Raw genomic sequence first — 19714 nt, 5'->3', positions numbered from 1 at the left:
CCCGTTTTCGTTTGCCTTATGCGCCAGCCGCAGGTAACGCGTCGGCAGGCGCGGCGTCGGCGAACGCGCGCAATGCGTCGCCCGCGAGCCGGTAGCGCACCCATTCACTTTGCGGCGCCGCGCCGACGCGCTCGTAGAAGCGGATCGCCGGCTCGTTCCAGTCGAGCACGCTCCACTCGAAGCGCCCGCAGCCCGTGTCGACCGCGATCCGCGCGAGGGCCCTCAGCAAGCGCAGGCCGGCCCCCGCGCCACGAAAGCGCGGCGATACGTACAGATCCTCCAGGTACAGCCCCTGCCGGCCGAGCCACGTCGAGTACGACAGGAAATACACCGCGAAGCCCGCCGGCTCGCCGTCGACCTCGCAGATCAGCGCGCGCGCCGGCGACGCGTCGCCGAACAGGCTGCGCTCGATCGATTCGACGGTCGCGACCACCTGATCCTCGGCTTTCTCGTAGATCGCCAGCTCGGTAATGAAGCGCAGGATCTGCGGCGCGTCGGCGACGCTGGCGGAACGGATGTCGATATGCATGTAAAGGGCCCTCCCCGGCCGGATGATGCAGGCTGCGGCGCCGCGCGTTTCGCGCTGGTTCGCGCTGGTTCGCGCTGGTTCACGCTGGTTCGCGCTGGCGCCGATGAAGACGTCATGCTACGTTCGTCGTGCCACTGCAGGAAGTGCAGTTTCTTCATCCCGAACTGAACATGATGCATCCCGACCTGCGTCGCCTCGACCTGAACCTGCTGCTCGTCTTCGACGCGCTGTACCGCCACCGCTCGGTCGCCGCGGCCGCGCACGAGCTGGCGATGAGCCCGTCCGCGCTGAGCCACGCGCTTGCGCGGCTGCGCGCGGCGATCGGCGACGCGCTGTTCGTGCGGCTCGGCAACGAGATGCAGCCGACCGTGCGCGCCGACGACATCGCGGCCTGGGCCGGCGACGCGCTCGACGCGATGTCGAAGGGGCTCGCGCGGGCCCGCCGCTTCGACCCCGCACAGAGCGAGCGCACCTTCGTGTTCGCGGCGACCGACTACACCGCGTTCGCGGTGCTGCCCGCGCTGATCGCGCGAATCCAGCATGTCGCGCCGCAGCTGCGGCTGCGCGTCGTCCACTCCGACCGCAGGATCTCGACCGACGAACTCGCGGCCGGCCGCATCGATTTCGCGCTCGGCTATCACGAGGACACCGCGGCCGACACGCCGGGCATCGAGGAATTCGACTGGTTCTCCGACGACTACGTCGTGATCGCGAGCGCCAGCCATCCGTCGATCCACCGGCGCCTCACGCTCGAGCAGTACCTCGCGGCGCGGCACGTGGTCGTCACGCCGTGGAACGAGACGCGCGGCGTGGTCGACTACGTGCTCGACCGCCTCGGGCTCGCGCGGCAGGTCGCTGTGCAGCTGCCGACGGTGCTCGCCGCGCCGTTCATCATCGCGGAATCGGGCCTGCTGATGACCGTGCCGAACCGGGCCGCGCAGGCGCTGCGCCACGCCGCGCCGATCCATATCTTTCCGGCGCCGTTCGAGATCCCGCGCTACGCGGTGAAGATCTATTCGCATGCGAAGCACGCGCGCACCGACGCGCATCGCTGGCTCCGCGCGCAACTGCTCGAAGCGCGGCTGGACGGCGCGTAGCGCCCGCGCGCCGATGCGTTACGCAGGGTGGCGCGGCGCGCGCCATCATGACGAATTCCTGACCAATCAACCGCTTACGCCTCCGCCCCAATTGCGTCAATAGTGGCAATCCTTGACGCATCTTTCCGCAAACCGTGTCTCCCTTGGCGCTCAAGGCTTTGCCGTCGATCCGGCGGGCTCGCGCGCACCGCCGCGGATCGTGTTGCATGGCAATTTGGCGACATGTGTTAGTCAAACAACGATTTCAATCGCCACAAAATTGTATTTTTGCTAAATTAGTAACCAAAGTAGCAAAACGAAGTTCGTGAAATGTAGTTTAGCTTCACGACAACAAGGAGACCCCGCGATGCCGACCCGGCTGCGCGGGCCCGCTCAACGGCAATCCCGTCCGTGTATGCCCGCGTGTCACGCCTGACCGGCCGCGCACGAGGTCTCCCTGGTTATCCCGCTTTTGCCCGACGCTCGCCGCGCCGGGCATCTCGTGCAGTTCTGGGTTGACTTTTTGACAGGGTATGGAGGAGATGATGAAGAAAGCTTTGGTCGCCGCAGCGCTGATGGCTGCAGGAGTGGCAGCGCACGCGCAAAGCAGCGTCACGCTGTACGGCCGTCTCGATGCCGGCATCGAGTACATGAACGGGATGCAGAACGGCTCCCGCTGGCGCGCGGAAAGCGGCGACTGGGGCACGAGCCTGTGGGGCCTGAAGGGCTCCGAGGACATCGGCGGCGGCAACAAGGTGGTCTTCAAGCTCGAAGGCAGCTTCGACACGATGAGCGGCGCGGGCCCGGGCGCCGGCAGCCTCTGGAATCGCTGGGCGACGATCGGTGTCGCGAACGACAAGTACGGCACGCTGCTGTTCGGCCGCGAACTGGCGATCGCGAACGGCGTGTGGGACTTCGACCCGTTCGGCCAGTCGGCCTGGTCGACGGCGTCGCTGGTGCGCGGCCGCAACTGGAACAAGACCAGCAACAACATTTCGTATCAGTCGCCGCAGCTCTACGGCTTCGACTTCTACGGCCAGTTCGCGCTGTCGAACTCGACGAGGTTCAACGGCAACACCGACCCGAAGCAGGATGGCCGGGCTGCGGGCGCACAGATCACCTACACGAACGCGCTGTTCCAGCTGCGCGGCATCTACGACGAAGTGCGTGACGCGAACGGCCGGTTCTCCGACGTTTACCGCTACTCGCGCGAATACTTCTTCGGCGCGAACATGTTCCTCGGCCAGTTCAAGCTGCAGGCGGCCTATCAGGCATCGCGCGCCGACGGCGCGGGCACGCCGGCCGGCAATGTCGGCGTAACGGCCACCGACCAGGTCTGGGGCGGCGTGACGTGGCAAGCCACCCCGGCCGCCGCGCTGATCGCTGCCGTGTATCACGTGAACACGAACCACGGCGGCGGCAACGCGAACATCTACACGCTCGGCGGCACGTACAACCTGTCGAAGCGCACGCTGCTCGACTTCCAGGTCGCGACGGCCCGCAACAGCAAGAGCGCGAACTTCGGCCTGAACGCGAACAATGCGGGCACCGACGTCGCGAGCGGCAACCCGCGGCTCGGCGGCAGCCAGACCGGCTTCTACGCCGGCATCCAGCACCTGTTCTGATCGGGGCGACCCTCACTCAACAACGCAATTCGATTACGTTTTCCACGCTGCTGCGAGAGGCGCGTATCGGTGCGGTACCCGGCAGGGTATCGCACCGTTTTTTATGGGTGCGTGCGCAGGCGGCGTCAGACCGCCGCTTCGTTTTCCTCGCCGGTGCGAATGCGGATCACCCGCTCGACGTCCGACACGAAGATCTTGCCGTCGCCGATCTTGCCGGTGCGCGCGGCGCCGATCACCGCGTCGATCACCTGGTCGACCTGCCCTTCCGCGACCACCACCTCGATCTTCATCTTCGGCAGGAAGTCGACGACGTATTCCGCGCCGCGATACAGCTCGGTATGCCCCTTCTGGCGGCCGAAGCCCTTCACCTCGGTCACGGTCAGGCCCGTCAGGCCGACCTCGGCGAGCGCCTCGCGGACTTCGTCCAGCTTGAACGGCTTGATGATGGCGGTGATGCGTTTCATGGTGGTTGTCCCTCAATGCTCGTTTGGATGAAAACCCGTGGGCCCGATTCTACGCCGCGCGCGGCTCAATCGAGGCGCTCGGTGAAGCGTGACGTGATCGGGTAGCGCCAGTCGCGGCCGAACGCGCGATGCGTGACGCGGATGCCGATCGGCGCCTGGCGGCGCTTGTATTCGTTGATCTTGATGAGCCGGGTGACGCGCGCCACGTCGGCCTCGGCATAGCCGGCCGCGACGATCTCGGCGAGCGGGCGGTCCTCCTCCATGTACATCCGCATGATCGCGTCGAGCACGTCGTACGGCGGCAGGCTGTCCTGGTCGGTCTGGTTCTCGCGCAGCTCGGCGGACGGCGCGCGCGTGAGGATCCGCTCGGGGATGATGTCGCGGGTGCCGTAGTCGGCCGCCGCGTTGCGGTAGTGGCAGAGCCGGTAGACGAGCGTCTTCGCGATGTCCTTGATCACCGCGAAGCCGCCGGCCATGTCGCCGTACAGCGTGCAGTAGCCGACCGCCATCTCGCTCTTGTTGCCGGTCGTCAGCACGATCGAGCCGAACTTGTTCGACAGCGCCATCAGCAGCGTGCCGCGGATGCGCGCCTGGATGTTCTCCTCGGTCGCGTCCTCGGCGAGGCCCGCGAAATCGCCCGCGAGCGCCGCGCGGAACGCGTCGAACATCGGCGCGATCGCGATCTCGTCGTAGCGCACGCCGACGCGCCGCGCCATCTCGGCCGCGTCGGTCGTCGAAATGTCGGCCGTGAAGCGCGACGGCATCATCACCGCGCGCACCCGCTCGGGGCCGAGCGCGTCGCACGCGATCGCGAGCACCAGCGCGGAATCGACGCCGCCCGACAGGCCGATGATCGCGCCCGGGAAGCCGTTCTTGCCGATGTAGTCGCGCACGCCCATCACGAGCGCGCGATACACCTGCGCCTCCAGCGGCAGTTCCGGCGCGATCGCGCCGGGCAGCGGCCGCGCGCCGTCGAAGGCGACGATCGCGTGCCCTTCCTCGAACTGCGGCATCTTCGCGACCAGCTCGCCCGCGGCGTCGAGCACGAACGAGCCGCCGTCGAACACGAGCTCGTCCTGCGCGCCGACGAGGTTCACGTACACCATCGGCAGCCCCGTCTCGCGGATGCGCGCGCGCAGGATGTCGATGCGCACCGCTTCCTTGTTCATGTGATACGGGGAGCCGTTCGGGATCAGCAGCACCTGCGCGCCGGCCGCCTTCGCGATCTGCGCGGCCGACGCGTGCCATGCGTCCTCGCAGATCACCACGCCGTACTTCACGCCGTTCAGCTCGAACACGAACGGCTCGGCGTCGGTCGCGAAATAGCGCTTCTCGTCGAACACCTCGGCGTTCGGCAGGTCCTGCTTGCGATAGGTGCCGACGATCTCGCCGCCGACGATCAGCGACGCCGCGTTGTAGGTATCGGACGGCGGCACGCCGCGCTCGATCGGGCGGTTTGCATTACCATCGACGCCTGGCCCGCCCGCGTCGCACGCCCGCAACGGATGGCCGACCAGCACCGCGAGCCCGTCGAACGCCTTCAGCTCGGCAGCGAGCTCGGCGAGCGCCGTGGCCGACGCCGCGTAGAACGCGGGACGCAGCAGCAGGTCTTCGGGCGGATAGCCGGACAGCGCGAGTTCGGGTGCGATCATCAACTGCGCACCATCGTTGTGCGCGGCGCGCGCGGCCGCGACGATCCGCGCGACATTGCCGGCGAAATCGCCGACGGTGACGTTGATTTGAGCGAGTGCGATACGGGTCATCATGACGGGATCGGCGCTGCCACGAGGCGCGCCATGAACGGCTGACGAAATCGTCCCGGGCGCCTGCCGCCGCTGGCGGCGCGCATCCGGCGACATCCAACGGTACGGATTCACACGGTTGAAACACGAACGCATCGATTATCGCACGGGCATCCTGTCGTCCCCGGCCGAGGTGCCGGCCGACGAATGGAACGCGCTGCTCGCCCGCGACCCGCACCCGACGCCGTTCCTGCGCCACGAGTTCCTCGACGCGCTGCACGTCGCGCGCTGCGCGGTCGACGAGACCGGCTGGTCGCCGCGCTTCGTCACGCTGACCGACGAGCGCACGGGCCGGCTCGCGGCCGCCACGCCCGTCTACCTGAAGAGCCATTCGTACGGCGAATACGTGTTCGACTGGGCATGGGCGGACGCGTACCAGCGCAATGGCGTGCCGTATTACCCGAAGCTGCTGTGCGCGGTGCCGTTCACGCCGGTGCAGGGCGCGCGGCTGCTCGCCGTCGACGACGCGGCGCGCCGCCGCCTCGCGGCGACGCTGCTCGCGCTCGCCGAGCAGAGCGACGTGTCGTCGCTGCACGTGCTGTTCCCGACCGAGCCCGAGGCGCAGCTGTTCGACTCGATGGGGATGATGCTGCGCCAGGGCGTGCAGTTCCACTGGGTCAACGACGGCTATCGCAGCTTCGACGATTTCCTCGGCACGCTCGAGCAGAAGAAGCGCAAGAACATCCGCGCCGAACGCCGCAAGGTGCGCGACGCGGGCGTGACGTTCCGGCGCCTCACCGGCGACGCGATCGGCGATGCCGACTGGCGCTTCTTCTCGCGCTGCTACCGGCAGACCTATCGCGAGCACTATTCGAGCCCGTACCTGAACCTCGACTTCTTCCGCGCGATCGGCGCGACGATGCCGGAGAACCTGCTGCTCGTGATCGCGGAAGCCGACGGCAAGCCGATCGCGAGCGCGCTCGCGGTCTACCAGCGCGACGCGCAGGGCGGCGGCACGCTGTACGGCCGCTACTGGGGCGCGCTCGAGCACGTGCCGTGCCTGCACTTCGAAACCGCGTACTACCAGCTGCTCGAGTTCTGCATCGACGCGGGGCTCGACACGTTCGAAGGCGGCGCGCAGGGCGAGCACAAGCTCGCGCGCGGCTTCCTGCCGACCGTCACGCATTCCGCGCACTGGCTCGCGCATCCGGCGTTCTCGGACGCGGTGTCGCGCTTCCTCGAACGCGAGACGGATCATATCCACGCGTATGTCGACGAGCTGCGCGACCACGATCCGTTCAAGCGCGGCGCGGATTAGCGCGCGACGCGCGCGTTTTCTGAGACACTGGCGCCTTCGCCGCACTCCGCCGCATTTCGCTGCCCCGTCATGTCCTGGTTCCTGTATCTGATCGAATGCGCCGACGGCAGCGTCTACACCGGCATCACGACCGATGTCGCCGCGCGCTTCGACGAACACGCGGCCGGCAAAGGCGCGCGCTACACGCGCTCGCGCAAGCCGCGCGCGGTGCTCGCGTCGTTCCCGCTCGCCGACCGCTCGAGCGCGTCGCGCGCCGAGTATTGGGTCAAGCAGTTGAGCCCGAAGCAGAAGCGCGAGCTGGCCGCGGGCATGCGGACGCTCGAGTCGGTGCTGCCGGTCGTGGTCGAGGTCGACGCGGGCACGGAGGAAGCGGCCGAGACGGCCAGCGGAGCGCGCAAGCGCGCGAACGGCGGCACGCGGGCGGCTGGAGCGCGTCGCAAGCGGGCCGCGGTTGCGGATGCGATGGCGGAGGACGCGCCTGTCGCCGTGACGGCCGGGACGGACAGTTCGAACGATGTGTTGCCGAAACGCGGCCGTACTCCGGCAAAGGCCTCGCCGACACCCGCGAACAAGGCTGCGAAGGCCGCGACGAAAAAGATCGCGGCGCCCGCCGGCGCAGCAGCGAGCTCGAACGCCGCCGCGCCGAAACGCAGCCGTGCCGCGGCAATCACCTCATCGCCCGTTGCGAGTCCGGCCATCAAGACCAGGTCGACACGTCGGCCGGCATCGAAGAAAAACGACGCAGCGAGCCCGGTCGCCACGGCACCATCCCCCGCCTCCGCACCGAAGACGAAGAAAACCGCCCGCACAAAACAAAACCGCGCGGCCTCCTGAGGAGACACGCGCGGTTGCGCATCGAACGGACCGGCCGTGTCGGCCGGCGCGCCGCTTACTTCTTGTAGTTCGCGGCGCCGTCGGTGATTTCCTTGTGCGCGGCGTCGATGCCGGCCCAGCCCTCGACCTTCACCCACTTGCCCTTCTCGAGCGCCTTGTACTGCTCGAAGAAGTGCTTGATCTGATCCTTCAGGTACTCGGGCACGTCGTCGATCGACTTCAGGTTCGCCGTCATCGGGCAGACCTTGTCGTGCGGCACCGCGACCAGCTTCGCGTCGACGCCCGACTCGTCGGTCATCTGCAGCATGCCCAGCGCGCGCGAACGCACGATCGAGCCGGCCAGCAGCGGGAACGGCGTGATCACCAGCACGTCGACCGGGTCGCCGTCACCCGACAGCGTCTGCGGGATGTAGCCGTAGTTCACCGGGTAGCGCATGCCCGTGCCGATGAAGCGGTCGACGACGAGGAGGCCCAGCTCCTTGTCCGCTTCGTACTTCACCGGGTCGCTTTGCGCGGGAATCTCGATGATGACGTTGAAATCTTGCGGCAAGTCCTTGCCGGCCGGAACATGGTTGAAGCTCATGAGCGTTCTCTGTTGGTCGAAGGGAATTCGGGACAGGGCACGCCGCGGGCGACGCACGCACCGCCGGCATGTCCGGAAAGAATGCGCCATTATAGCCAATCGACCGGTGGCGTCCGGATGACGAACGGCGCGATAATCGCGCTGATCGTCCGGCCGTCGAACAACACGCAGCATTGCACGGGAGCGGAGCGGGCCCCAGGATGCACGCTCCGATCAATCGCGAAGCATGGGCAGGCACCGGCGCAGAAGCGCCGCGCCCGCCCGCAGTGACAGGAGCAGGCATGGAAGAGGCGAAGCATTTCATCGCGGGCGAGTGGACCCTTCCCGCGCAACTGGAAACGATCCCGGTCATCGATCCGTCCGACGGCCAGCCGTTCGCGGCCATCGCGCGCGGCTCCGCCGCCGACGTCGAGCGCGCGGTGGCCGCGGCCCGCGACGCGTTCTCGGGCGCATGGGGCGCCGCGAGCGCCGCCGAGCGCGGCCGCGTGCTGCAACGGCTGTCGGCGCTCGTCATGGCCCACCTGGAAGAACTCGCCGCGCTCGAGGCGCGCGACACCGGCAAGCCGCTGCGGCAGGCGCGCGCCGACGCCGCCGCGCTCGCGCGCTACTTCGAGTTCTACGCGGGCGCCGCCGACAAGCTGCACGGCGAAACCCTCCCCTATCAGGCCGGCTACATGGTGCTGACGGTGCGCGAGCCGCACGGCGTCACCGGCCACATCGTGCCGTGGAACTACCCGATGCAGATCTTCGGGCGCAGCGTCGGCGCGGCGCTCGCGGCCGGCAACGCGTGCGTCGTCAAGCCGGCCGAGGATGCGTGCCTGTCGGTGCTGCGCGTCGCGACGCTGGCCGCCGAAGCGGGGCTGCCGGCCGGCGCGCTCAACATCGTCACCGGCTACGGCCACGAGGCGGGCGCGGCGCTCGCCCGCCATCCGGACGTCAATCACATCTCGTTTACCGGCTCGCCCGCGACCGGCAAGCTCGTCGCGCAGATGGCCGCGGAGAACCACGTGCCCGTCACGCTCGAACTCGGCGGCAAGTCGCCGCAGATCGTGTTCGCGGACGCCGATCTCGACGCCGCGCTGCCGGTGCTCGTCAACGCGATCGTGCAGAACGGCGGGCAGACCTGCTCGGCCGGCAGCCGCGTGCTGGTCGAGCGCGCGGTGTACGAGCCGCTCGTCGACCGGCTCGCGACCGCGTTCAACGCGCTGAAGGTCGGCCCGAGCCGCGCGGATCTCGACTGCGGCCCGCTGATCAACGCGAAGCAGCAGCAGCGCGTATGGGATTTCCTGTCCGACGCGCAGCACGACGGCATCCCGATGGCCGCGCACGGCCAGGTCGTGCCGGACGCGCCCGAAACCGGCTTCTACCAGGCGCCCGCCTTGCTGCGCGACGTGCCGCCGACGCACCGGCTCGCGCAGGAAGAGGTGTTCGGCCCGGTGCTCGCCGCGATGCGCTTCGCCGACGAGGACGAGGCGGTCGCACTCGCGAACGGCACGCCGTACGGGCTGGCCGCGGGCGTGTGGACGCGCGACGGCGCGCGCCAGCTGCGCCTCGCGCGGCGCATCCGCGCGGGCCAGGTGTTCGTCAACAACTACGGCGCGGGCGGCGGCGTCGAGCTGCCGTTCGGCGGCATCGGCCACTCGGGCCACGGCCGCGAGAAGGGCTTCGAGGCGCTGTACGGCTTCACGGTGCTCAAGACCATCGCGATCCGGCACGGCTGATTGCGCGGCGGCCGTACACGGCCGCCCGGCGAAACATGACGGCAACCCTCACACAAGGAGACACACCATGCGGTTGAGCGGCAAGACGGCGATCGTCACGGGCGGCGGCTCGGGCTTCGGCGAAGGCATCGCGAAGACGTACGCGCGCGAGGGCGCGAACGTCGTCGTCAACGACCTGAACGGCGCGGCGGCCGAGCGCGTCGCCAGCGAGATCGCGCTCGCGGGCGGCAAGGCGATCGCGGTGGCCGGCGACGTGTCGAAAGGCGACGACTGGCGCGCGCTGCTCGCCGCCGCGCTCGACGATTTCCACGCGGTGCAGATCGTCGTCAACAACGCCGGCACCACGCACCGCAACAAGCCCGTGCTGGACGTGACCGAGGCGGAGTTCGACCGCGTCTACGCGGTCAACATGAAGAGCCTCTACTGGTGCGTGCAGACGCTCGTGCCGTACTTCCGCGCGCAAGGCGGCGGCGTGTTCGTGAACGTCGCGTCGACGGCCGGCGTGCGGCCGCGCCCGGGCCTCGTCTGGTACAACAGCACCAAGGGCGCGATGATCACCGCGAGCAAGTCGCTCGCCGCCGAGCTCGGCGCGGACCGCATCCGCGTGAACTGCATCAACCCGGTGCTTGGCGAGACCGCGCTGATGACCGAGTTCATGGGCTGCGAGGACACCCCGGAAAACCGCCAACGCTTTCTCGCGACGATCCCGCTCGGCCGCTTCTCGACGCCGCAGGACATCGCGAACGCGGCGCTCTACCTCGCGTCGGACGAAGCGGAGTTCATCACCGGCGTGTGCCTCGAGGTCGACGGCGGGCGCTGCATCTAGAGCCAATTCACGCCAATTCACGCCAATAACGGGCCCTGAACGCACGGGGCCCGCATCACACGAACGACAGGAGACAAACATGGCAACGTCGACGCATTCGCTGCCGGGCTCGTCCGGCGCATTCGAGGAGGCGACCTACCGCAAGGTCTCGTGGCGGCTCACGCCGCTCCTGCTGCTGTGCTACGTGGTCGCGTATCTCGACCGCGTGAACGTCGGGTTCGCGAAGCTGCAGATGGCCAGCGACCTGAACCTCAGCGACACCGTGTACGGCCTCGGCGCCGGCATCTTCTTCTTCGGCTACTTCCTGTTCGAGGTGCCGAGCAACATCATCCTGCACAGGGTCGGCGCGCGGCTGTGGATCGCGCGCATCATGGCGACCTGGGGCGTGATCTCGATCCTGACGATGTTCGTCACGACGCCCACGATGTTCTACGTGATGCGCTTCCTGCTCGGCGTGGCCGAGGCGGGCTTCTTTCCCGGCGTGATCCTCTACTTGACCTACTGGTATCCCGCGCACCGGCGCGGCCGGATGACGACCTTCTTCATGACGGCCGTCGCACTGTCCGGCGTGATCGGCGGGCCGATCTCGGGCTTCATCCTGAAGGCGTTCGACGGGGTGAGCGGCTGGCACGGCTGGCAGTGGCTGTTCCTGCTCGAAGGCATCCCGTCGGTGCTGGCCGGCGTGCTGGTGTTCTTTGCGCTCGACGACCGGATCGCGAAGGCGAGCTGGCTGACCGACGAAGAAAAGGCGCTGCTCGCCCGCAACGTCGACGCGGAGGAAGCGGTCAAGGAGGACCCGTCGCTCGGCGCCGTGATGTCGAGCCCGCGCGTGTGGCTGATGGCGCTGATCTACTTCTCGTTCGTGATGGGGCTCTACGGCGTCGGCTTCTGGCTGCCGACGATCATCAAGGCGACCGGCGTCACCGACGCGTTCGCGATCGGCCTGCTGTCGGCGATTCCGTACGCGGCCGCGGTGGTCGCGATGGTGCTGATCGCGCGCAGCGCCGACAAGCGCCGCGAACGGCGCTGGCACCTGGCGATCCCTGCCGCGTTCGGCGCGCTCGGGCTCGTGCTGTCGGTGCTCTGGGCGCACGAAACCGCACTCGCGATGCTCGGCCTTACGCTCGCGACGATGGGCATCCTCACCACGCTGCCGCTGTTCTGGAGCCTGCCGACCGCCTTCCTCGGCGGCACGGCGGCCGCGGCCGGCATCGCGATGATCAACTCGATCGGCAACCTCGCGGGCTTCCTGAGCCCGTACCTGATGGGCTGGCTCAAGCAGGCGACCGGCGCGAACGACGCCGGCATGTACATGCTCGCCGGGTTCCTCGTGCTCGGCGGCCTGCTCGCGCTGTCGGTGCCGAAGCGGCTGGTCGACCGCTAACGCACGCGGCACGGCGACGCGCGGCGCCCGCAAAAAAACACCCCGGGCGCCATCCGGCGGCCGGGGTGTGTCGTCCTTGTGTCGTGCCGCCGGCGCGCCGGCCGCGAGCCGCGTCAGACCACGGTGATCGCGAGCGCGCTTTCGCGGTAGTGCTTCGCCGCCTTGTCGGTTTCGCCGAGATGCTCGAACAGGCGCGCGAGCGCACGATGCGCGCGCACCTTGAGCGCCTCGTTGTCGGCGAGCTTCAGCGCCGCCTCGAGGAACGACTGCGCCTTGCCCCACAGCTGCTGCTGCTGGCAGAGGCGGCCGAGCGCGAACAGCAGGTCGGCATCTTCCGGATGATCCTTCTTCCAGCCTTCCGCCTTCTGGATCAGCGGCAGCGCGTCGCCGCCGGCGGTATCCGGATAGCGGCGCAGCAGGCGCGCGTCCCAGTTGTGCGCGAGCGCCTCCTCGACGATGCGGCGCGCTTCCGGCCGGCGTTCGAGCGACACGAGCAGATCGGCCGCCTGATCGGCGAGGCGCGGCGACTGCCGCTCGGCGGCCGACAGCGACTGCCACACTTCGAGCAGCGCGTCCGGATCGTGACGGCGCTCGCGCAGCAGGTTCTCGGCCGCCTGCTGACGCAGCCGCACGGCCGCGGCCGGATGCAGCGCCTCGCGCTTCTCGAGCGCCTTCGCGAGCTTCAGCACCTCGGCCCAGTTCTTCAGCTGCTGCTGCGCGCGCAGCGCGACCTGCTGCGCGTGAATGCGCTTGCCGCCCGCCTGCATCTCGGCGAGCGCGGCGAGCGCGCCGTCGGCATCGCGCCCATCCGCGCGCATGTCGGCGGCGGCGAGCAGGCGCGCATCCTGCCACTCGGGCGCGCCGACCTTCGACAGCCAGTCGTCGCGGCGTGCGTATTCGTGCATGCGGTGCGCGGCGGTGGCCGCGACGAGGCTCGCGGCGCCCTGGTTCGCGTCGATCGACAGCGCGTCGCGCGCGGCCTTCTCGGCGCGCGAGAAACGGCCCGCGTACAGGTTCGCGATCGCGTCGCGCAGCGATGCCTGCGCCTTCTCGTTGCGCGCGCGGGCGCGATACGCGGCGACCCGCTGCGGCATGCGCCAGATGTTGCGCACGATGCGCAGCAGCGCATACACGACGATGAACAGCACGATGATTGCGAACACGGCCAGGTTCAGCGACAGGTCGACCCGGTACGGCGGATACACGAGCAGCACCTGCCCGGTGTCGAAACGGCCGACGGTGGCCAGCGCCGCGGCGATCGCGAACAGGATCGCGAGCCAGACGATTCCTCTGAGCGTCATCGTTACCCCCGGCTCTTGAACTGCTGAACGGCGTTCAGGCTGGTGTTCAGGTTCGGCACCGCGACCGCGAGCGACGCGCCGTCGACCTGCTTCAGCAGATCCTCGACGGTCTGCGTGTCCTTCGCCGCCCGGTCGAAATACTTCGCCAGCGACGCCTGCGCGGCGTGCAGGTCGGCCTTCATCGCGGCGTCGTTGCGCGCGAGCAGCGACAGCCGCGCGGTCAGCAGGCGCAGCTTCACGTTCTCGCGCACGAAGTAGCCCTGCTCGGGCGACGCGAGCATCGCGTCCGCGTTGTCGATGCGGCGCACCTGCACGAGGCCCTTCAGCTGCTCGCCGATGCCGGCCGAGAAGCCGTGCCACCACGTCTTCCAGCGCGGCTCGCCGGCCGCGTCGGCCGCCTTCGCGGCGTCCGCCGGCGCGGGCGCCTTCGGCGCCGCGTGCGGCACGATCGCCTCGCCGGCGAGCGGCAGCGCGTCGACCTTCGCGATCGCGTCGTCGAGCTTGATCGCGAGGCCCGTGAGATCCGCGGACGGCGCGGCCTTCAGCTTCTCGATGTCCTGCGCGAGCGCCTTGCGCACCGTGACGGCCTGCGCGCTCTGCGACGCCGCGAGGCGTGCGTCGGCATTCTGCAGCGCGATCAGCGCGAGCTGCGTGTTGCCGGTGAGCTGCAGCTGCTGGCTCGCGCTCGACAGCATCTGGTCGACTTCCTCGAGCATCCATGCGTCGCGGTTGCGCGCGAGATCCTGGTATTGCTGCTGCAGCGCCTGCTGCGCGTTCTGTGCGTCGGCGAGCTTGCCGTCGAGCTGTGCGAGCTGCGTGTCGACCTGATGCGCGCCGGCGAGCGCCTGCTCGGTCTTCAGGCGAGTCTCGGCGGCCTGCGCGTCGAGCACCTTCTGGCGCGCGACCAGCGTGTCGTCGAGCCGGTCGACCTTGCGGTTCAGCGCATAGCCGCCGACGCCTGCCGCGCAGCCGAGCACGACGACGACGAGCCACAGGATCGCGCTGCCGCCGCGGCGCGCGGGCGGCTCGGGCGACCGGAAAGGTGGGCTGGCGGACGCGGCGGATGCAGCGGCCGGCTGGGAAGCGACGCTCTTGGAATCGTTGGTATCTGTCATGCGTTTAATCACCGGTGCGGCTGTCGCCGGTTGGACGGCCTCGTCGGCCATCGATCGAAACGCGCGGACGATGCGCTCATCGCCCGCGCCGGTCAGCGTAATCCTATCAAAACCCAATGCCCGCGCGGTCTGCTCGATCCGCGGGTGCGGCGTCACGAGCGGCGCGTGCTTCAACGCGCCGATCTCGGCCTCGGTGAGGTGCGCGTGCGCGAGTTCGTGCAGGTTGCGCACGCCTTCCGAGCTCGTCACGAGCCACGCATGCGGTTCGCCGCCGAGCAGCGCATGCACGCGCTCCCACGTGCCGATGCGCGGCTCCGGCACGACGCGGCGGTACGCGGCGACCAGGTGAACCTCCGCGCCGGCTTCGCGCAGCCGGTCGGCCAGCCATTCGCGGCCGCCGTCGCCGCGCACGATCAGCACGCGCCGGCCGGCGAGCGCGGCCGCGCCGCCGAACGCGGCCTCGATGCACGCGAACAGGCTTTCGGAATCGTAATGCGGCGCGCCGCCGTCGTCGGGCGCCTGCGGCGCGATCACCCGGTACGCGGGCGCGGCGATGCCGTGACGCTCGAGCGCGGCGACGCTGCCCGGACCGACGACGCCGACCGGCAGCGCGTTCGGCCAGATCGCGCCGTACTGCGCGAGCGCGCGGTCGATCGCGTTCGGCGACACGAAGATCACCAGCGCGTAGTCGGCGAGCGCCGCGAACGCGGCGGCGAGCGGCGCGGGATCGTCGAGCGGCGCGATGTCGATCAGCGGAAAGTCGAGGACGTCGCAGCCGGCTTCGGCCAGTTGCGCCGCGAGCCCGGCGGACTGGCCGTCCGGGCGCGTGAGGACGGCGGTGAACGCGCGTGCGCCGCCCGCCATCAGGCGTCGCCCTTGCCGGCCTGCGAACCGGCGAGCAACGCGTGGACGATGTCGAGCGCGCCCTGCGCTTCCAGCTCGTCGGAGACGGCGCGGCCGAGCGCGAGCGCATCGGCGACGGTCATCGCCGCCGCGCATGCGTCGGCCGTCAGCACGCGCTTGCCGTCGGTGGTCGACACGCGGCCCGTCAGGTACAGCTCGCCCGCGCGCCACACCGCGTGCGCGGCGAGCGGCACCTCGCAGCTGCCGCCGAGCGCGCGCGACACCATCCGCTCGGCCTCGACCGCGAGCGCGGTGTCGTGGTCGTGCAGCGGCGCGAGCCACGCGGCGACGTCGGCGCGGTGCGCGGCGATCTCGATGCCGAGCGCGCCCTGGCCGGCCGCCGGCGGGCTGTCCTCGACGTCGATGAGCGCGCGGATGCGTGCATCGAGACCGAGGCGCTTGAGCCCGGCCGCCGCGAGGATGATCGCCGCGTAGTCGCCGCGGTCGAGCTTGCCGAGCCGCGTGTCGAGGTTGCCGCGCAGCGGCTGCACCTGCAGGTGCGGGTAGCGCGCGCGCAGCATCGCCTCGCGGCGCAGGCTCGACGTGCCGACCACGGCGCCGGCCGGCAGCGCGTCGAGCGACGCGTAGTCGTTCGACACGAACGCGTCGCGCGGGTCTTCGCGGCTCATGATCGCCGCGAGCGAGAAGCCGTCCGGCAGCGCCATCGGCACGTCCTTCAGCGAATGCACGGCGAGATCCGCGCGGCCGTCGGCGAGCGCGTTCTCCAGCTCCTTCACGAACAGGCCCTTGCCGCCGACCTTCGACAGCGTGCGATCGAGAATTTGATCGCCACGGGTCGTCATCCCGAGGATTTTCACGTCACAAGCTGGATATAATTTGCGCAGCGCATCACGCACATGTTCGGCTTGCCACATCGCCAGGCGGCTTTCGCGCGAAGCAATCGTCAGCGTCGCCGGCGGCTGTGCCTGTCGCGGCCCGGCCGATAGGGTCTCGGAATTCATTGCAGGAACATCGAAGGACGGGATTGAAGATCGAACAATGGTAGCACGCACGCCCGCGCCCGCCGGGGCGCGGAGCCGGCCCCGGCGCCGCCTGGCGCGGGCGGCGGCGCGGATGCGCGGAAGTGCCGCAGAAGTCGCAGGTTGCTGGACCGCAGTGCCCGCAGTCCCTTTTCACTCGAGCTTTCCCAAGGAAACCCATCGTGAAGTCTTCCGGATCGGCGCGTACGGCGCGCCGCAATGCTGCCTTGCCCTCCTCCGATGCCCAGACGGGCTCCGTCGCCGCCGCCGCGAACGGCCGTGCGAAACCGGCAACCAAACCGAAAGACCCGATACGTCAGACCAAACGCGCGGCCGAGGCCGCCGGCGCAGCCGTCACGGCGACGAAGCCGAACGGCCGCACGCGCGAGGACAAGGACCGCCCGCTGTTCGAGGACATCCGCTTCCTCGGCCGCCTGCTCGGCGACGTCGTGCGCGAGCAGGAAGGCGACGCGGTGTTCGACGTGGTCGAGACGATCCGCCAGACCGCGGTGAAATTCCGCCGCGAGGACGACCGCGACGCCGCGCAGACGCTCGAGAAGAAGCTGCGCAAGCTGACGCCCGAGCAGACGGTGAGCGTCGTGCGCGCGTTCAGCTATTTCTCGCACCTCGCGAACATCGCCGAGGACCGCCACCACAACCGGCGCCGCCGCATCCACGCGCTCGCCGGCTCCGCGCCGCAGCCCGGCACCGTCGCGTTCGCGCTCGACCAGCTGAAGCAGGCGGGCGGCGCGTCGAAGGGCGTGCTGCAGCGCTTCTTCGACGACGCGCTGATCGTGCCCGTGCTGACCGCGCACCCGACCGAAGTGCAGCGCAAGAGCATCCTCGACGCGCAGCACGACATCGCGCGGCTGCTCGCCGAGCGCGACCAGGAGCTGACCGCGCGCGAACGCCAGCACAACGAATCGATGCTGCGCGCGCGCGTGACCGCGCTGTGGCAGACGCGGATGCTGCGCGACGCGCGCCTGACCGTCGGCGACGAGATCGAGAACGCGCTGTCGTACTACCGCGCGACGTTCCTCGACGAGCTGCCCGCGCTGTACGGCGACATCGAGGCCGCGCTGGCCGAGCACGGCCTGCCCGCCCGCGTGCCGGCGTTCTTCCAGATGGGCAGCTGGATCGGCGGCGACCGCGACGGCAACCCGAACGTCACCGCCACGACGCTCGACGAGGCGATCAACCGCCAGGCCGCGGTGATCCTCGAGCACTACCTGGAACAGGTGCACAAGCTCGGCGCCGAGCTGTCGGTGTCGAACCTGCTGGTCGGTGCGAACGACGCGGTGAAGGCGCTCGCCGCCGCGTCGCCGGACCAGTCGCCGCACCGTGTCGACGAGCCGTACCGCCGCGCGCTGATCGGCATCTACACGCGGCTCGCCGCGAGCGCGCGGGTGCGCGTGGGCGAAGGCACGGTGCCGGTGCGCAGCGCCGGGCGCGGCACGCCGCCGGTACGCGCGACGCCGTATGCCGATTCCGAGGAATTCGTGCGCGATCTCAAGGTGCTGATGGAATCGCTCGCCGAGCATCACGGCGCATCGCTCGCCGCGCCGCGCCTCGCGCCGCTCGCGCGCGCGGCCGAGGTGTTCGGTTTCCACCTGGCGAGCATCGACCTGCGGCAGAGCTCCGACATCCACGAGGCGGTGGTCGCCGAGCTGTTCGCGCGCGCCGGCGTCGAAGCCGACTACGCGGCGCTCGCCGAGGAAGACAAGCTGCGCGTGCTGCTCGCCGCGCTCGCCGATCCGCGGCCGCTGCGCTTGCCGTACTTCGAGTACTCGGCGCTCGCGCAGAGCGAGCTCGGCGTGTTCGAGAAGGCGCGCGCGGTGCGTGCGCAGTTCGGGCCGCGCGCGGTGCGCAACTACATCATCTCGCACACCGAGACGGTCAGCGACCTCGTCGAGGTGCTGCTGCTGCAGAAGGAAACCGGCCTGCTCGAAGGCGCGCTCGGCGCGAAGCACGGCGGCGCGCGCAACGGCCTGATGGTGATCCCGCTGTTCGAGACGATTCCCGACCTGCGCGATGCGTCGCGGATCATGCGCGAGTACTTCGCGCTGCCGGGCGTCGAATCGCTGGTCGCGCACCAGGGCGGCGAGCAGGAAGTGATGCTCGGCTACTCGGACAGCAACAAGGACGGCGGCTTCCTCACGTCGAACTGGGAGCTGTATCGCGCCGAACTCGCGCTCGTCGACCTGTTCCGCGAGCGCGGCATCACGCTGCGGCTGTTCCACGGCCGCGGCGGCACGGTCGGCCGCGGCGGCGGCCCGACCTACCAGGCGATCCTGTCGCAGCCGCCGGGCACCGTGAACGGCCAGATCCGCCTGACCGAACAGGGCGAGGTGATCGCGAGCAAGTTCGCGAACCCGGAAATCGGCCGGCGCAACCTCGAAACCGTCGTCGCCGCGACGCTCGAGGCGTCGCTGCTGCCGCAGTCGAACGCGCCCGCGCACCTGCCGGCGTTCGAGACGGCGATGCAGACGCTGTCCGATGCGGCCATGGCGTCGTACCGCGCGCTCGTCTACGAGACGCCCGGCTTCACCGACTACTTCTTCTCGTCGACGCCGATCAGCGAGATCGCCGAGCTGAACATCGGCAGCCGGCCCGCGTCGCGCAAGCTGCAGGATCCGAAGCACCGCCGGATCGAGGATCTGCGCGCGATTCCGTGGGGCTTCTCGTGGGGCCAGTGCCGCCTGCTGCTGACCGGCTGGTACGGCTTCGGCAGCGCGGTGGCCGCGTATCTGGACGGCGCAAAGGACGACGCCGAGCGCGCCAAGCGCCTCGCGCTGCTGAAGAAGATGCACAAGACCTGGCCGTTCTTCTCGAACCTGCTGTCGAACATGGACATGGTGCTCGCGAAGACCGATCTCGCGGTCGCGTCGCGCTACGCGCAGCTCGTCGCGGACAAGAAGCTGCGCAAGCACGTGTTCGAGCGGATCGTCGCCGAGTGGGAGCGCACGTCGCAGGCGCTGGCCGAGATCACCGGCCACGGCACGCGGCTCGCGACCAACCCGCTGCTCGCGCGCTCGATCAAGAACCGCTTCCCGTATCTCGATCCGCTGAACCACCTGCAGGTCGAGCTGATCAAGCGGCACCGCGCGGGCGACACCAACGCGCGGCTGCGGCGCGGGATTCACCTCACCATCAACGGGATCGCCGCCGGCCTGCGCAACACCGGCTGACCCGCGAACCCGGTGTGACGCATGCGGCGCATGTGCTGCACCGGAAATACATCGGCCGCGATACGCATTCGTGTGTGTCGCGGCCTTTTTTCGTCTGGCGCGATGCGGGGATCGCCAGGCAGTGC

General features: G+C 69.5%; 15 protein-coding genes. 8 read left to right on the top strand and 7 right to left on the bottom strand.

Features of this window, described 5'->3' with window-relative positions; translation table 11 throughout:
• Positions 1-16 precede the first annotated feature (16 nt).
• Positions 17-529 carry a GNAT family N-acetyltransferase gene (locus tag ABFO07_RS06470; protein ID WP_059564474.1) on the bottom strand — a complete coding sequence of 171 codons (513 nt, stop codon included), beginning with the start codon at positions 527-529 and terminating at the stop codon, positions 17-19.
• 170 nt (positions 530-699) lie between these two features.
• Here ABFO07_RS06470 and ABFO07_RS06465 point away from each other — a divergent pair, with 170 nt between their 5' ends.
• Both ABFO07_RS06465 and ABFO07_RS06460 read left to right on the top strand, forming a co-directional pair.
• Entirely contained in the window at positions 700-1626 is a 927-nt protein-coding gene (locus tag ABFO07_RS06465; RefSeq protein ID WP_347468566.1) for a LysR family transcriptional regulator, read from the top strand.
• Positions 1627-2138: 512 nt separating this feature from the next.
• Positions 2139-3230 carry a porin gene (locus ABFO07_RS06460; RefSeq protein WP_124482255.1) on the top strand — a complete coding sequence of 364 codons (1092 nt, stop codon included), beginning with the start codon at positions 2139-2141 and terminating at the stop codon, positions 3228-3230.
• 125 nt (positions 3231-3355) lie between these two features.
• Here ABFO07_RS06460 and ABFO07_RS06455 read toward each other — a convergent pair whose 3' ends face one another.
• Complete coding sequence (locus tag ABFO07_RS06455; RefSeq protein ID WP_017333848.1) at positions 3356-3694, bottom strand: P-II family nitrogen regulator; 339 nt, start codon at positions 3692-3694, stop codon at positions 3356-3358.
• Between the two features lie 65 nt (positions 3695-3759).
• Positions 3760-5460, bottom strand: a complete 1701-nt coding sequence (locus tag ABFO07_RS06450; protein WP_347468565.1) for an NAD+ synthase — start codon at positions 5458-5460, stop codon at positions 3760-3762.
• A gap of 115 nt (positions 5461-5575) precedes the next feature.
• Here ABFO07_RS06450 and ABFO07_RS06445 point away from each other — a divergent pair, with 115 nt between their 5' ends.
• The gene (locus ABFO07_RS06445) at positions 5576-6754 is read left to right on the top strand and encodes a GNAT family N-acetyltransferase (RefSeq protein ID WP_060149714.1); all 1179 of its coding nucleotides are present in this window, start codon (positions 5576-5578) and stop codon (positions 6752-6754) included.
• A 69-nt stretch (positions 6755-6823) separates the two neighbouring features.
• Entirely contained in the window at positions 6824-7588 is a 765-nt protein-coding gene (locus tag ABFO07_RS06440) for a GIY-YIG nuclease family protein (protein WP_059564471.1), read from the top strand.
• 55 nt (positions 7589-7643) lie between these two features.
• On the opposite strand, the gene ppa is transcribed toward ABFO07_RS06440, so the two are convergent.
• On the bottom strand, positions 7644-8171 hold the full coding sequence (gene ppa, locus ABFO07_RS06435) for an inorganic diphosphatase (protein WP_010091037.1): 528 nt from the start codon (positions 8169-8171) through the stop codon (positions 7644-7646).
• Positions 8172-8452: 281 nt separating this feature from the next.
• On the opposite strand from ppa, the gene ABFO07_RS06430 reads away from it, so the two are divergent.
• The 3 genes from ABFO07_RS06430 to ABFO07_RS06420 all read left to right on the top strand — a co-directional run bounded on the left by ABFO07_RS06430 (position 8453) and on the right by ABFO07_RS06420 (position 12102).
• Positions 8453-9892, top strand: coding sequence for an aldehyde dehydrogenase family protein (locus ABFO07_RS06430; RefSeq protein WP_059810743.1), 1440 nt, complete (start codon positions 8453-8455; stop codon positions 9890-9892).
• A gap of 67 nt (positions 9893-9959) precedes the next feature.
• A complete protein-coding gene (locus tag ABFO07_RS06425) occupies positions 9960-10718 on the top strand; it encodes an SDR family oxidoreductase (protein ID WP_059564469.1) in 759 nt (252 codons plus the stop codon).
• 79 nt (positions 10719-10797) lie between these two features.
• Entirely contained in the window at positions 10798-12102 is a 1305-nt protein-coding gene (locus tag ABFO07_RS06420) for an MFS transporter (RefSeq protein WP_059891853.1), read from the top strand.
• 113 nt (positions 12103-12215) lie between these two features.
• On the opposite strand, the gene ABFO07_RS06415 is transcribed toward ABFO07_RS06420, so the two are convergent.
• Genes ABFO07_RS06415 through hemC form a run of 3 tightly spaced genes read right to left on the bottom strand, consistent with a single transcriptional unit; the run spans position 12216 to position 16383 of the window.
• The gene (locus ABFO07_RS06415) at positions 12216-13403 is read right to left on the bottom strand and encodes a heme biosynthesis protein HemY (protein ID WP_059564467.1); all 1188 of its coding nucleotides are present in this window, start codon (positions 13401-13403) and stop codon (positions 12216-12218) included.
• Between the two features lie 2 nt (positions 13404-13405).
• Positions 13406-15382, bottom strand: coding sequence for a fused uroporphyrinogen-III synthase HemD/membrane protein HemX (hemDX, locus tag ABFO07_RS06410; RefSeq protein ID WP_347468564.1), 1977 nt, complete (start codon positions 15380-15382; stop codon positions 13406-13408).
• Positions 15382-16383: a hydroxymethylbilane synthase gene (gene hemC, locus ABFO07_RS06405; protein ID WP_347468563.1), complete on the bottom strand. Its 1002-nt coding sequence runs from the start codon at positions 16381-16383 to the stop codon at positions 15382-15384. The genes hemDX and hemC overlap by 1 nt, the downstream gene beginning before the upstream one ends.
• Before the next feature lie 200 nt (positions 16384-16583).
• Between hemC and ppc the strand changes: the two genes are divergently transcribed.
• Positions 16584-19589, top strand: a complete 3006-nt coding sequence (gene ppc / locus ABFO07_RS06400; RefSeq protein ID WP_059891856.1) for a phosphoenolpyruvate carboxylase — start codon at positions 16584-16586, stop codon at positions 19587-19589.
• The last annotated feature ends 125 nt before the right edge of the window (positions 19590-19714 follow it).

This window comes from Burkholderia stagnalis, from assembly GCF_039848545.1.
GTDB classification, from domain to species: Bacteria; Pseudomonadota; Gammaproteobacteria; order Burkholderiales; family Burkholderiaceae; genus Burkholderia; species Burkholderia stagnalis.
Note: the sequence above shows the minus strand (reverse complement) of the source record. Positions and strands in the feature narration are given on the sequence as shown.